Source organism: Cellvibrio sp. GW822-FHT04B05, assembly GCF_058800985.1.
Genome location: NZ_JBXAMU010000003.1, coordinates 289,420 through 304,449, shown reverse-complemented (window position 1 = coordinate 304,449; position 15,030 = coordinate 289,420). Strand labels below are relative to the sequence as shown.

Below are 15,030 nucleotides of genomic sequence, written 5' to 3'. Positions count from 1 at the left end.
CAGTGGTTTGGGACAAGTCTGCTAGAATGCGCGCCATGATTCAATTACAAAACATCTCCGTACAGCGCGGCACCAAATTTTTATTGGATGCGGCCGACCTCACTATCTATCCGGGCCAGAAAGTCGGTTTAATCGGCGCCAATGGCACCGGCAAATCCACCCTGTTCCAATTGTTGCTGGGCAAATTACACAGCGATACCGGTACACTCGATATCCCCAAACAGTGGCGTGTCGCGCATATGGCACAAGAGGTAGGACATACTACACGCAGTGCGCTGGATTACGTGCTCGACGGTGATAGCGAATTGCGTCGGCTGGAGCAGGAAATTGCGCAGGCGAATACCGACCCTGAGCATAACGGTGAAAAGCTCGCGCATTTGTACAGCGATATGGAAAACATCCACGCTTACACCGCGCCATCACGCGCGCAGCAATTGCTGAATGGGTTGGGATTTGCAGCAGGTGATGATAAACGCCCGGTATCGGATTTTTCCGGTGGTTGGCGTATTCGTTTGAATCTCGCGCAGGCATTGATGTGTCCGTCCGATTTACTATTGCTCGATGAGCCGACCAACCATTTGGATTTGGATGCAACCCTGTGGTTGGAGGAATGGCTCAAGCGCTATCCCGGCACCTTGATCATTATTTCGCACGACCGCGATTTTCTCGACAACATTGTCGATCGCATTGTGAATATCGAGAAACAAAAACTCGATAACTACAGCGGTAACTACTCGGCCTTTGAACGCCAGCGCGCCGAAAAACTTGCGCAGCAACAGGCGAGCTTTGAGAAGCAGCAGGAGCGCATTGCGCACGTCGAAAGTTATATTCGCCGCTTCCGCGCGCAGGCCACCAAAGCACGCCAGGCGCAGAGTCGGATTAAAGAGTTGGAGCGCATGGAAAAAATTGCGCCCGCACATATCGATTCGCCGTTCAGCTTCACCTTTAAATGCAATGACAAGATGTCGGTACCACTGGTGCATATCGCACGCGCCGACATTGGTTACGGCACCAAAGTGGTATTGAATAAAGTTGAGCTGAGTATTCGCGCTGAAACCCGTATTGGTTTGCTCGGCCCCAACGGCGCCGGTAAATCGAGCTTGGTAAAAACGCTCGCGGGCTCATTGTCCTTGATTACTGGTGATCGCACTAATGGCGAGCATTTTAAGCTCGGTTATTTTGCCCAGCATCAATTAGAAGCGTTGGATATCAATGCCTCTGCGGCGCTGCACATACAGCGTTTATCGCCGATGGCGCGCGAGCAGGAAATTCGCGATTTCCTCGGCAGCTTTGATTTCCACGGCGAACGCGCATTTGAACCTATTACGCATTTTTCTGGCGGCGAAAAAGCGCGGCTGGCGCTGGCGATTATTGCGTGGGAAAAACCCAATGTACTGTTGCTCGACGAACCCACCAACCACCTCGATCTGGAAATGCGCCATGCCCTCACTATGGCGCTACAAGAATTCGAAGGCGCGGTGATCGTGGTATCGCATGATCGCCATTTATTGCGCAACACCGTAAATGAATTTTTATTGGTGGCTGATGGCAAAGTCAGCGAATTCGATGGCGACCTGGAAGATTATTACAAGTGGATGCAGCAACAAAAAACCAATGCTGTTGCGGCAGAAAAAGAAACTAGCGCTACCAATGATGGCGATAGCAAAGTTGATAAAAAAGCCCAGCGCCAACAATCTGCTGCGCAACGCGCGCAGTTAAAACCGCTGACCAATAAACTGAAGAGCCTGGAAACCCAGCTGGAAAAACTGCAGAAACGCTTAAGTGAAATTGAAACCCAATTGGGCGATAGCACAATTTACGACGATAGAAACAAAGCCAAACTACAAGAGCTGATCGCTGAGCAAGGCAAATTGCAAACGCACGTTGAAGAGACTGAAGAAAATTGGCTGATGGTCAGTGAAGAGCTGGAAGCGGCAAACCAATAAGACCGAAACAATAGTTTTCACTCGACAATAAAAAGCCGGCAACAAGCCGGCTTTTTATTGTCAGAAAATTGTTTAACGCATTAGAAATTCATGCGTAAACCTACAGCAATTTCTGATGATTCCGTGCCCAAACCAGCATCGCCTGTTACCGAGATAGTTGGCGCAAACCAATAAGCCACACCACCGCTCAGTACGGTATTGCCGTCAAATGCAGTGTGGTGGGCCAGTTGCGCTTTGCCTTCGAGGTTGTGTGCGAAAAAGCCACGCACACCTACTGCTGCAATCAAACCTGAATCGCTGCTGCCATGATCAACTGAAGTATTTTCCGCACTCAATGTGCCGTAGATGCTTGAATCTGCACCAAACAATGTGCGGTAACCGATACCGGCGCTATAGTTTTCTGAACCACAACGGCCGCCGCTCACATCACTGAAAGAACCTACCACAAAAAAGTCGCTGTTTAATGCGTAGCTCCCTGCGATGCGCAAACCATCCTGGCTGCAATCGAAATCGTCTATTTCCTGATCAATATATTGAAGGCTAGCGTAGTTATAGCTGATCACGTCACGTGCCATTACGCTCGCGCTGGCAAATGCACTGACAACAGCGAGTGCACAAGTCATTTTTTTAATTGAATTTTTCATAGTATGGTCTCTCCGGTATGGTTGCTTGCTACGATGTGCAATCATCGTAATACAGCAGTAATGTTAAAACTGAAATTCGCGAGTGATACTAGGTTGCGAGGATGAATGAATCCTGAACAGGTTGCGGATAGTATTTTTGCGCGCGCATTATCTGATGAAGTTTGCGAAGATGAAGTGCGACAGTTCTCGAATAATCATTAGCCAACATTTTTTCGCGTAAAAATATTATCCATTCGTTTTCGCTGGCAAATTTCGCACAAGATGAAATAAAAAGATGTGCGGAAACACACTTAGGAAACTATTTCATCGGTAATTGATTTTTCAAAATAGAGAAATTAAATAAATAAATCTGCAATAAAACACCGATTTATTTATTCATTTACGTTGTCGATTTACGGTACTTATGTAAAGAAAAAAGACAAATCAATAACCGATCTGGGTGATACCGGGATCATCCGCAATGGGTATCACATGTACGTGCAATATGCGGCGACCTTCCATATTTTTAATACGGAACAGGTGACCCGCAAGCGTAATTTCTTCATCGACTACCGGCACATGCTGCAATTGTTCAAGCATTAATCCACCGAGGGTAAAATAATCGCTGTCGCCGCGTTCAAGTCTGATGTGCAACAATTCTTCAAGCTGCTCTAACGAAATACTGCCGTCAAGCATCCAGCCATCATCCGCCTGGACTGCCAGCGGCTCGTCGTTGGTATCGGCCAATTCACCGGCAATCGCAGCAAGCAAATCGCCCGTCGTTACCAAGCCTCTGATGCTACCGTATTCGTCGATCACAATGGCGAGCGGCAAAGACTCCTGGCGCAACATTTCCAGCAGTTTTAGCGCACTGGTGCCCTCAGGTACCGCAAGCGGTGAGAGCGCCAATTTGGCGAGATCGAGCGGTTGGTTATCGAGTGCGGCGGTCAGCAGGTCGCGGCTTTGTACTACGCCAAGCAAATTATCCAACTCATCGCGCGCCACCAGCAAACGGGTTTGCGGCGTGGTTTTAAGGATTTCCAATAACTCGGCCGGTGTCGCGCTGGCATCGACCCACACGATATCCGGGCGCGGCGTCATCAGCGATTGCACCGGGCGATCGGAAAGCTGCAATACACTGCGGATCATACTGCGCTCGCTGTGCTCAAATGCCAGCTCTTCACTATCGGACGAGGTCATACCGGCAATATCATGTCCGACTTCGTCAGCATTGCTGCGTCCGCCCAATAATTTCAATACGGCTTCTGCGGTGCGATCGCGCAACGGCCGTTCGCCGATCAAATTGCGTGTGCGATTGGAACGCGCCAACTGGTTGAAAATCTCGATCAACACCGAGAAGGCAATCGCGCCGTACAGATAACCTTTGGGAATTTCAAACCCGGCACCTTCGGCCACCAGACTGAAACCGATCATCAGCAGGAAACCGAGACACAACATCACCACCGTTGGATGGCGATTCACAAAATCGGTCAGTGCTTTACTCGCCACGATCATAATCACCATGGCGATCACCACGGCGATCATCATGACTTCGACGTGTTCAACCATACCCACTGCAGTAATGACGGCATCCAGCGAGAAAACCGCGTCGAGCACAATAATCTGTGCAACTACCGCCCAAAAAGCGGCGTGTATCTGGGTGTTACGCGGCAGATGTACTTTACCTTCAAGGCGTTCGTGGACCTCCACAGTGGCTTTGAATAGCAGGAATATTCCACCCAGTAACAGGATCAGGTCGCGGCCGGAGAGGGATTTATCGAAGACGCTAAACAGCGGCTCGGTCAGGGTGACCAACCAGGAAATGCCCATCAATAGCAGCAGACGCATCAATAGCGCGAGGCTTAAACCAATCACGCGGGCTTTGTCGCGCTGGTGCGGAGGAAGTTTGTTAGCGAGGATCGCAATAAAGATCAGGTTATCGATCCCCAGTACGATTTCCAGAACGATCAAGGTTAACAATCCCAGCCAGGCGCCGGGATCAGCTATCCATTCCACGATTATTTCCCCAGGATTAAATCAAACGATCAATAAGTGCCAAGGTGGTCTTGAATAGAACCCACACCAAACCGCTCAGAAACATCCAACTGGCGATGCCGATACCCAACCCCACCAACACACACACACCGTCACGCTCAATCAACCCGAGGGAGATAAACAGAACCCCTAGCGCCGGCAGCAGGTTACCGAGCGGGATAGGCAGCGCCAACAGGAACGCCAGCAGAAAACAGAACGCGCCCAACCAGCGCTCTGCGCTACCTTGAGTGAGGATGGCGATGCGCGGTTTCATCAGTTTTTCCACGCGTTGCAGCCATGGCACTACTTTGGTGATCAGCTTTTGGAAATCGGCAGTGGCCAGTGAACTGTTGGCGATAAAGCCCGGCAAATAGACCCGATCGTGGCCGAGCGCCATCTGCGCAGCGACAAACAACATCGGCAGGCCGGTAATAGTCGAAACGCCGGGAATGCCGATAATCGGCAAAGAGTTGGGCAGGGCGAAAATCAGCAGAATAAAACCGAAGGAGCGCTGACCGAGGGACTCGGTAATGTCGCGCACCCGCACCCGTTCGGCGCTAAAGTTTGCGGCAAAAGCCAACAATAAGGAGGATAAACTGGCGCTGGAATGACGCTGGGCAGGAAATCCAGGGTCGGGTTCAGACAAAGACATTGAGAAACCAGATGTTATAAAGATGGCTGGATTCTACTGTAGTGAGGATGACAATGCCTAGCGCGCCGGTCGCTGGTTGCGAAACTTTACGTTTTTTAAACCCGTAAAACCCATAAGATCCGCCATGATTCCGCCATTCACAGGGGCAATGCCGTGCAAATCCGTTTTATTAATTCGATCCATCAGATAAATGCCGCGCAGTGGAACCACCTCCGCCCGTCGGATTATCCGTTTATCCGCCACGAATTTTTGGCCGCGCTGGAAGATAGCGGCTGCACCACAGCAACAACCGGCTGGCAGGCACAGCATCTGGTGGTGAGCGAGGGAGAGCAATTAATTGCCGCCATGCCCGGCTATATCAAAAACCACTCTTACGGCGAATACGTCTTTGACTGGGGCTGGGCCGATGCCTATCGCCGCTGCGGTTTTCCCTATTATCCAAAGTGGATTGGTGCAATTCCTTTTACGCCCTGCACTGGTGCGCGTTTGTTATGCGCCCCCGGGCATCAAACACCGGCATTGATCGAAAACATTAGCCGTTCACTTACCAGGTTGTGTGAGGAGCAAGAACTTTCCGGTTGGCACTGTTTATTTCCTGACAGCAATCTCAGCGCGCAACTGCGCAGCAATAAAATTCCGCAACGCATCGGCTGCCAGTTTCATTGGTTTAATCGCAACTACAAAAATTTCGATGATTTCCTTGCGCAGATGAGTTCGCGCAAACGCAAAAATATTGCGAAAGAGCGGCGTCAGGTACAAGAACAGGGATTCCGTTTTGAAATAAAAGAAGGCAGCGAAATTGATTCGCGTGATTGGGAATTATTTTACGCGCTCTACCGCAATACCTATTTAAAACGTAGCGGGCACACCGGTTATTTGTCAGAAGCCTTTTTCCAACAACTTGGCGCCGGCATGAGTGACAATCTGGTCATGATCAGCGCACACAAATTAGCAGGAAATCACCCGGGGGAAATAATCGCCGCCGCATTATTTATGCGCGATAGCACCACCATCTACGGGCGCTACTGGGGATGTTTCGAGGAATACCAGTTCCTGCATTTTGAGACTTGTTACTATCAGGGAATTGATTACGCCATTACCAACCAATTGCAACGTTTTGATGGCGGCGCGCAGGGTGAACATAAAATTGCGCGTGGTTTTGAGCCAGTAATCACTTACTCCAATCACTGGATTCAGGAACCCGGATTTCGCGCGGCAATTGAAAACTTTATCGAAACTGAAACAGATTCCATTCATGTGTATGCGGCAGACGCTCGCGCCCATCTACCCTTTAAACAAAACGAAACAGAATAAATTCGAGCATAAAAAATGGCGCAACCGGTACGCCATTTTTTTACTCTGTGCAAAGAATTACACTTTAAAACTATCGATTTGTTTTTTCAGTTCGCCGGTTTCGTTGATCAACTGGCTACCACTGTGATTCACAATCTGCGCATTTTCTACCACATTTTCTGACAAACCATGAATCGCAGTAATGTTTTTGCTCACCTCATTTGCCACCGAACTTTGTTGGTGCGATGCCGTAGCAATTTGATGGTTCATATCGTTAATGATGCCGATGTTGGCGCGGATTTTATCGAGCGCCCCGCCCACTTTCGAGGCGGTATCAATCGTTTCACGTGCGGATGCCGTACTGGTGCTCATCGCCTGGTGCGCTTCATCGGCGGCGCGTTGCAGCTGCACGATAATCGATTCAATCTCTTCGGTGGATGAACGGGTTTTTTGTGCGAGTGAGCGGACCTCATCGGCGACCACCGCAAAACCGCGCCCTTGTTCACCGGCACGCGCTGCTTCAATCGCCGCGTTCAGTGCCAGTAAATTGGTTTGTTCGGCGATGGTGCGGATCACTTCCATCACCGAGCCGATATTGACGGAATTGTTTTTCAGCACCTGGATTTTTTGCGCGGTAGATTCAATTTGCCCGGTGAGACGATTTACGTTTTCGAGTGAAAGATTAACGATAGTATTGCCTTCTTCGGCAAGAATACTGGTGGCATTAGTGCGCTCGGCAGTGTCCCCCGCGTGACGTGCAATTTCTGTCGCTGATGCGGATAATTCTTCTACCGCCGTGGCTACCAACTCAATTTCGCGCAGTTGTTGCGAGGTGGAGTTCACAGTGCTTTCGGTCGCGCCACTCATCTTATTCACGTTGACGCGCACCTTGTCATTTACCTGCACCACATTGCGAATAATATCGGCGATGTGCTCCATCACCAGATTAAAATTATGCGCGAGCGCGGCGATTTCATTTTTACTGTCGGTCGGCAAGCGACGGGTTAAATCCCCACCCCCACCAGCAATAGTCGCGAGCGAGCGGGTCACCTCATCAACCGGTGCCAGCACCACACTGCGAATCAATACATACACCGTAATCAAACTTGCCGCCAGCAATGCCAGAACCGTCAGCGCATTGGCCTGGATTTGGTCATGCAGAGTATCGCTTAGTTCTTGCGTAGAAAAACTGATGTCATAACTGCCAATCGTGTTGCCGGCATACACAATCGGAATGGCTTTACGGGTAATCTGGTTTTCGCTGCGGTCATCGTCCGCTGCTTTGGCAAGCAACTGGCCGCGATGATCTACAACATTGACTGATGTCACCAGCGAGGTATTAACGAGGGATTTGGCGATGGCTTGGATCTGTTGGAAATCATAAGCAAAAACAGCTTCAAGAATTGAGCTGTTAGTCAATGCGATCATTGCCGAGGTTTCAGCGTCAAGTTTCTGCTCCTGAGCACTCGCTGCAATACGATAATTGGTAAACATCACGATTACTGCGATAGCCACCATGGCAGCAGTAAGCACCATCATCAATTTGGTGAGTAAAGATTTTTGTACCATGTTTCCCCCGAATGTATTCGGCTATTAGAGTTATTGGAATGTCAGCTGTTATTGACGGCAAACCTGCATCAATCTTGAGGTGACGATGGGGAATTTGCCTTTTTTGCTGGATACGGGGCTAATTTTTAGTGAGCTGTAGTAGTAAACCGGCGAACCTGAATGCTGAAACAGATTACGCCGGCGGCCATTTGTATACCAGTTAGCAGAGTATAGACACAGCTTTGTAAAGCTGCCTTAGCAGGAAAAGAAGATCTAAAAAGATGTTTTTGATGCCGCAAAGAATATAGCGGAGAAGTCAGGCAACGGGCAATTTTTGCCCATTGCCGGTTAACTTACTCGCGATTAATCATCGCCATCACCGTCCGGATCATTACCGCCGGCCATTCCCAACTCTTTGAGCTTGCGTGTCAGGGTGTTGCGACCCCAACCGAGCAAGTTGGCAGCATCGCGTTTGCGGCCTGCTGTGTATTTCAATGCAGTTTCGATCAAGGCGCGTTCGAAGGTCGGTACGGCTTCACTTAATAACTGGTGCTGGCCGCGGGTAAGCGCTTGGTCCGCCCAATGGCGCAGGGCTTTTTCCCAGTCATCCGCCGGCGTGCTGGTCTCTTTGTTTTCGAGCAGCTCGGGCGGCAGATCTTCAATATGCACTTCACGCCCGGACGCCATCACCGTAATCCAGCGGCAGGTGTTCTCCAACTGGCGCACGTTACCCGGCCACTGCAGGGTGCAAAAATACTCTTCGGTTTCCGGCAGCAATACTTTCGGATCGACATTTAATTCGGTCGCGGCTTTATGCAGGAAGAAGCGCGCCAGCTTGGGAATATCCTCGCGGCGGTTGGCCAGTTTGGGGATATGGATACGGATCACATTCAGGCGATGGAACAAGTCCTCGCGAAAACGGTTATCGGCCACCAGGGTCTCCAGGTTTTGGTGGGTAGCGGCGATGATGCGCACATCCACTTTCACCGGCGTGTGGCCGCCAACGCGATAAAACTCGCCATCCGCCAATACGCGCAACAGACGGGTTTGGGTCTCGGCAGGCATATCACCGATTTCATCAAGGAACAATGAGCCGCCGTTAGCCTGCTCAAAACGCCCCTGGCGCTGGGCAGCCGCGCCGGTGAAAGCACCTTTTTCGTGGCCGAATAGCTCGGATTCCATCAAATCCTTGGGAATCGCTGCCATATTAAGTGCGATAAATGGCTCATTGCGGCGCGGGCTGTGGCGGTGCAGGGCGCGCGCCACCAGCTCTTTACCGGTACCCGACTGGCCGTTGATCAGCACAGTGATATTGGATTGTGACAGACGGCCGATTGCGCGAAACACTTCCTGCATCGCCGGCGCTTCGCCGATGATTTCGGTATTGGTTTCCAGTGCTGCCTCGGCGCCATGCTCGGTTTTTTGCTCCTGCGCATGAGCGAGGGCGCGCTGGGTTACCGCGACGGCATCATCTACATCGAAGGGTTTGGGCAGATATTCAAACGCACCGCCCTGATAGGCCGCAACGGCGCTGTCCAGGTCGGAATGTGCCGTCATGATGATGATCGGGATCTGCGGATGGGTGTTGTGCAGGTTGCCCAACAGCGTCAGACCGTCGGTGCCCGGCATGCGGATATCGCTGATGATCGCATCAGGCGTATCGCGATTGAGCTGGCTCATGGCGCTATCGCCCGAGTCAAACACGCGGGTTTCAATGTTCGCACCTTGCAGGGCCTTCTCCAGTACCCAGCGGATCGAGCGATCATCATCAATAATCCAGACTTTATTAGACTTCTGCATGTTGCGCTTCCATTGGTAAGTAGAGCGAGAAGCGGGTTTTGCCCGGCTCGCTTTGGCACTCGATGAGGCCATGATGTTGATGGATAAGGTGTTGTGAAATGGTCAGGCCAAGCCCGGTGCCTTCGGCGCGGCCGGAAATCATCGGGTAGAAAATGTTTTCGATCATGTCGGCCGGAATGCCGGGGCCGTTGTCGATGATGTCGATGCGACACACCAACGAGTGATGCTTGCGGCCAATGGTGTATTGGCGATGGATACGCGTGCGCAGTTGGATCACACCGTTGAGGACATTCGCCTCTACCAGCGCCTGCATAGCGTTGCGCACTATATTCAGCAGCGCCTGGATCAGCATTTCTTTGTCACCCTGCATGGGAGGGATACTCGGATCGTAATCGCGTACGATCTTGATCGCATCGCTACTTTCCGCTTTGATGATATTCGCGACGCGTTCAATCGCCTCGTGGATATTCAGCGATTGCCATTTGGGCAACTGGTTGGGACCGAGCATACGATCGACCAGATTACGCAGGCGATCAGCCTCATCAATAATGATATTGGTGTATTCGGTCAGACCGGAATTGGGCAGCTCGCGCGCCAGCAATTGCGCCGCACCGCGAATCCCGCCAAGGGGGTTTTTGATTTCATGTGCCATGCCACGCACGAGAGTGCGCGTGGTTTCATGGGAGGTGGTGAGCATCTCTTCGCGACTGATACGCAAAAGACGATCAATCGGCTGGATCTCGATAATCAAACCGTCGTGATTGCCAAACGGAGTCACGGTGTAGTCCACGGTGATGGAGCCACCGCTGAGTAAACGCCACTCTGCATGGCGCTTGGTGTAATGGTTTGCCTGGGCTGCCGCAATTTTTAACTGGCGGTCAGTCTCATCGGATTCGTAGAAAAAATAGGTGATAGGTTCGCCGGTATTGCTCTCACAACTCATGGCGAGCAACGCTTCGGCGGCAGGATTCATATGGCAGAGCAGCAAATCGGTATCCACCAGAATAATGGCAGTACTTAAGCTATCCAGTATGGGTTTGAAGATATCGCGCGGACTCACCAGCTACTGCTCTCCTGAACGCCTCGACAATGGGCATGAAGGCTACTGCAAAAAACAAACCAAGTGAGAAATTAGCTTGATTTCGCGGGTTTAGCAGCAGTAGTCGTCCATTTTGGGGATTTTCAGGAAAATCATAGCACCAAAACGGTGCGCTCATTTTGGCTTGGGCTTTGGAAGGGCATTGGTTTTAATATTTGGGCGAATAACGTTCACGAGAACAGGCGCAGAAGTGCCCAAAGATCGACCATCCGCATCAATCGCCTCGACCACCAGAGTATGGGTACCGCGCGGAACATCCTTAACAATGATGTTGTTTGCAGTAGTTTCCTCCAGCAGCTCGCCGTTCATGAAATACACCAGCAAATGCCCACCTTGTAACGCGGGGTTCAGGGTGATGGCGATAGCGAGATCGCGCTGCCCAACCGGAATACTCACGTCATTACGCGGGCTGATAATGCCAATCTGATAGTTGATTGCAGCTGGCTGCGATTGGAATGAATCCACTGGCGATGAATTGGGCAGCGGCTGGGCGCCAGGTACAGTATTGATTTCACGCAACTGCAGTTTTTCAGCATTTTCAGTCGCAGGTTTATCGGTATATTTGATTTTTCCGTCTTTATCGACAGTTTTGTATACATCCGCAGCAACAACCTGCGCCAACAATAAGATCAATATCAACACATTGCGCATTAGCTTCCCCTTATCAATCGGTTTTCCCTAGGGTACTCCCGCATCCCCCAAAGAAAAAGCCCGCACAGTTTCCTGTGCGGGCTTTTTCCGGAGTGTTTCGCAGTTTTGCCAGCGAACCAGCAAAACCTGACCCATTACACGCTGTAGTAGAGCTCGAATTCTACCGGGTGCGGCGTCATGTTGATGCGCTGGATTTCTTGTTTCTTCAAGTCGATGTAAGCATCAATGAAGTCTTTAGAGAATACACCGCCTGCCAACAGGAACTCGTAGTCTGCCTCCAAAGAAGACAGCGCTTCTTCCAGAGATGAGCACACTTGCGGGATTTCCGCTTCTTCTTCCGGCTCCAGATCGTACAGATCTTTGGTCGCCGCTTCGCCCGGATGAATCTTGTTCAGAACACCGTCGATACCCGCCATCAGCAATGAAGCGAAACACAGGTATGGGTTAGCAGTTGGATCAGGGAAACGGGTTTCGATACGCTTGGCTTTCTCACCAACAGTGTAAGGAATACGGATAGAAGCAGAACGGTTACGTGCAGAGTAAGCCAGCATTACCGGAGCTTCGAAGCCTGGAACCAAACGCTTGTAGGAGTTGGTGGAAGCGTTACAGAAAGCGTTCAATGCTTTGGCGTGCTTGATGATACCGCCGATGTAGTACAAGGCAGTTTCAGACAGGCCGGCGTATGAATCGCCTGCGAACTGGTTTTTACCGTTCTTGGAGAAAGACTGGTGAACATGCATACCTGAACCGTTATCGCCGATCAGCGGCTTCGGCATAAAGGTAGCGGTTTTACCGTATTGGTGCGCAACGTTGTGTACACAATACTTGAGGATCTGCACTTCGTCCGCTTTCTTAACCAGGGTATTAGCGCCTACGCCGATTTCACATTGGCCAGCGTTAGCAACTTCATGGTGATGGATTTCGATTTCCAGGCCCATAGCTTCCATCGCGTTACACATAGCGCCACGGATGTCGTGCAGGGAATCGATTGGCGCAACCGGGAAGTAACCGCCTTTTACGCGTGGAGCATGGCCGTGTTTACCTTCGATGTCATCACCTGATTGCCATGCAGCTTCTTCAGATTTGATCTTGTAGAATGCGCCGCCCATACCTGAGTGGAAGTGAACGCTGTCGAAGATGAAGAATTCCGGTTCCGGACCAAACAGGGCAACGTCGCCCAGACCGGTTGATTTCAGGTACTCTTCAGCGCGCAGGCCGATGGAACGTGGGTCGCGGTCGTAACCTTGCATGGTTGCAGGTTCAACGATGTTACAACGCACGTTGATGGTGGCTTCGTCGTAGAAAGGATCCAGAACGGCAGTTGAATCGTCCGGCATCAGGATCATGTCTGAGTCGTTAATACCTTTCCAGCCAGCGATAGAAGAACCGTCGAACATCTTGCCATCAACGAAGAAGCTATCGTTAACAACGCTTGATGGGAAAGTCACGTGCTGCTCTTTACCTTTGAAATCGGTGAAGCGCAAATCAATCCAGCGAGCTTCGTGTTCTTTGATCAGGTCTAAAGTCTTAGACATTGAATGCCTCCAAGTTGTAATAGCCCGAAGGCTACGGATTATGAAAAGTTGTTATGCGGTCGATAAACAACCCGACGGGCGATTTACCTGAAAATTTTCCCCACTTCATCCGGGCTCGCGACTCATTTCGGTGAGCGGGGCAAGACTAGGGTGTCAGAAAAGGGGCAAAATATATGCCATTTAAAATAAATAGCAACACGCCTTTAAAAATAAGGCTTTCCCGCAATAAGACACATCAAAATTTAGAGTAATTGCACCAAATAAATGCATTAAATTTTAAATTTGCACCATTAAGGATCATTATTTGTCACTTCAATCCTACTGCCTTGGCTGCCCTGCAAAGCGAGCGCTAGTGTGCCAGTTGCGTGCGCCAATTTGCATCATTTTTTACGCTCTCACATCACCGTTTAGCAGGATTGCCCAGCCCTTTTCGCAACTGCCAGCCTCCAGCGCATAACCTATAGTAAATATCTATAAAGTTTGGTTCGAGTGGCACACAAAATCCCTGTAGCCTGCGCCGCGCAGCTGTTCCGGCGCAGATAAAAATACACAATATCTATAAGAACCAAGGGCTTTCTATAATGCACATGACAACAACAGAAATATTCCTGATCGCCATGGTGATCATCTTTACCGTTCCCTACCTGATCTGGCGCCTCGGCCGAACCGATTATTGGGCGCCGCTGGTCGTTATACAGATCATTATGGGGATTGTGCTCGGCCCGGGCGTGCTGGGTAATGCCTTCCCCGAGTACTACACCTTTGTGTTTAATCCTGATGTCATCAAGTCGCTCAACGGCATCGCCTGGTGGGCGGTAATGATCTTTGTATGGATTGCCGGTATCGAACTCGACCTGAAAAAGGCCTGGGAATACAAACGCGAAAGCGGCATCACTGCAGGCCTCGCGCTGGGCACCCCGCTGCTGTTTGGCTGTGCAGCGGCCGTTGCACTTATGTCATTCAGCGACGGATGGATGGGCTCCAAAGGCATGACCTGGCAATTTATCCTCGGTGTGGGCATGGCCTGTGCGGTAACCGCGCTGCCGATTTTGATTTTGCTGATGGAGAAACTGGAAGTCCTGCGCCAGCCGATTGGCCAGCGCATCCTGCGTTACGCCAGCCTCGATGACATTGCCATCTGGGGTGTACTGGCGCTGATCCTGCTGGATTGGGAGCGCGTGGGTCGCCAGGGAATGTTCCTCGTGGCCTTCACCGTTGCGAGCTATCTATTCCGCAAGTTGATGGTGGCCATTCCGGAAAAAGACCGCTGGTACTCCGGTTTTATCTGGCTGGCACTGTGTGGATTGGCGGCAGACTGGGCCGGCCTGCACTTTATGGTGGGAGCGTTCCTTGCGGGCGCGGTGATGGATGCCGAGTGGTTTAACCAGGAAGACATGGACAAGCTGCGCCATTTTGTCCTGATGATCATCATGCCGGTCTTCTTCCTCAGTACCGGCCTGCGCACCAATTGGGAAGTGGGTGGCTCAACCGTATTTATCGCCGCCACCATCCTGCTGGTCGCATCGGTATCGGGCAAATTGGTGGGAGTTCATGCAGCGGGCAAAATATTGAAATGGCAGAAAGGTGAAGCGTCGATTATCGGCTGGCTGCTGCAAACCAAAGCACTGATCATGATCATCTTCGCCAACGTTTTGCTCGACAAACAAATCATCACCAGCGAGACCTTCACCGCGCTGCTGATTATGGCCGTCGCCAGTACCATGCTCACAGTGCCGGTGGTGTCGCCCAAGCTGGCAAAAATTCGCGAGCTGATTTTCCGTTCGAAATAATTACGCAATCCGACAGGCATGTGCACCATGCCTGTCGATCAAACCTGTAATTAAAATTC

Annotated in this window: 11 protein-coding genes; 3 read left to right on the top strand and 8 right to left on the bottom strand. The window is 50.8% G+C overall.

The window, feature by feature from the left end; all coding sequences use genetic code 11:
* The first annotated feature begins 35 nt into the window (after nt 1-35).
* Entirely contained in the window at nt 36-1,946 is a 1,911-nt protein-coding gene (locus AC1RJL_RS11210) for an ATP-binding cassette domain-containing protein (protein ID WP_492913963.1), read from the top strand.
* 80 nt (nt 1,947-2,026) lie between these two features.
* On the opposite strand, the gene AC1RJL_RS11205 is transcribed toward AC1RJL_RS11210, so the two are convergent.
* The 3 genes from AC1RJL_RS11205 to AC1RJL_RS11195 form a co-directional block, all read right to left on the bottom strand.
* Complete coding sequence (locus AC1RJL_RS11205) at nt 2,027-2,590, bottom strand: hypothetical protein (RefSeq protein WP_492913961.1); 564 nt, start codon at nt 2,588-2,590, stop codon at nt 2,027-2,029.
* Between the two features lie 423 nt (nt 2,591-3,013).
* Nucleotides 3,014-4,585 (bottom strand): TerC family protein, encoded by a 1,572-nt coding sequence (locus AC1RJL_RS11200; protein WP_492913959.1) that lies wholly within the window; start codon nt 4,583-4,585, stop codon nt 3,014-3,016.
* A gap of 16 nt (nt 4,586-4,601) precedes the next feature.
* Nucleotides 4,602-5,255 (bottom strand): exopolysaccharide biosynthesis protein, encoded by a 654-nt coding sequence (locus AC1RJL_RS11195; protein WP_492913957.1) that lies wholly within the window; start codon nt 5,253-5,255, stop codon nt 4,602-4,604.
* A gap of 153 nt (nt 5,256-5,408) precedes the next feature.
* On the opposite strand from AC1RJL_RS11195, the gene AC1RJL_RS11190 reads away from it, so the two are divergent.
* Nucleotides 5,409-6,569: a GNAT family N-acetyltransferase gene (locus tag AC1RJL_RS11190; protein WP_492913955.1), complete on the top strand. Its 1,161-nt coding sequence runs from the start codon at nt 5,409-5,411 to the stop codon at nt 6,567-6,569.
* Between the two features lie 57 nt (nt 6,570-6,626).
* Here the strand turns inward: AC1RJL_RS11190 and AC1RJL_RS11185 are convergent, their stop codons facing one another.
* The 5 genes from AC1RJL_RS11185 to glnA form a co-directional block, all read right to left on the bottom strand.
* Nucleotides 6,627-8,117, bottom strand: a complete 1,491-nt coding sequence (locus AC1RJL_RS11185) for a methyl-accepting chemotaxis protein (protein ID WP_492913953.1) — start codon at nt 8,115-8,117, stop codon at nt 6,627-6,629.
* Nucleotides 8,118-8,459: 342 nt separating this feature from the next.
* The gene (glnG, locus tag AC1RJL_RS11180; protein ID WP_492913952.1) at nt 8,460-9,896 is read right to left on the bottom strand and encodes a nitrogen regulation protein NR(I); all 1,437 of its coding nucleotides are present in this window, start codon (nt 9,894-9,896) and stop codon (nt 8,460-8,462) included.
* Nucleotides 9,883-10,956, bottom strand: coding sequence for a nitrogen regulation protein NR(II) (gene glnL / locus AC1RJL_RS11175; protein ID WP_492913950.1), 1,074 nt, complete (start codon nt 10,954-10,956; stop codon nt 9,883-9,885). Before glnL ends, glnG begins: the two co-directional genes overlap by 14 nt.
* Nucleotides 10,957-11,109: 153 nt before the next feature.
* Nucleotides 11,110-11,646: a DUF4124 domain-containing protein gene (locus AC1RJL_RS11170; RefSeq protein WP_492913948.1), complete on the bottom strand. Its 537-nt coding sequence runs from the start codon at nt 11,644-11,646 to the stop codon at nt 11,110-11,112.
* Between the two features lie 134 nt (nt 11,647-11,780).
* The gene (gene glnA, locus AC1RJL_RS11165) at nt 11,781-13,181 is read right to left on the bottom strand and encodes a type I glutamate--ammonia ligase (RefSeq protein WP_492913946.1); all 1,401 of its coding nucleotides are present in this window, start codon (nt 13,179-13,181) and stop codon (nt 11,781-11,783) included.
* A 581-nt stretch (nt 13,182-13,762) separates the two neighbouring features.
* Between glnA and AC1RJL_RS11160 the strand changes: the two genes are divergently transcribed.
* Complete coding sequence (locus AC1RJL_RS11160; RefSeq protein WP_492913944.1) at nt 13,763-14,971, top strand: cation:proton antiporter; 1,209 nt, start codon at nt 13,763-13,765, stop codon at nt 14,969-14,971.
* Nucleotides 14,972-15,030: the final 59 nt, after the last annotated feature.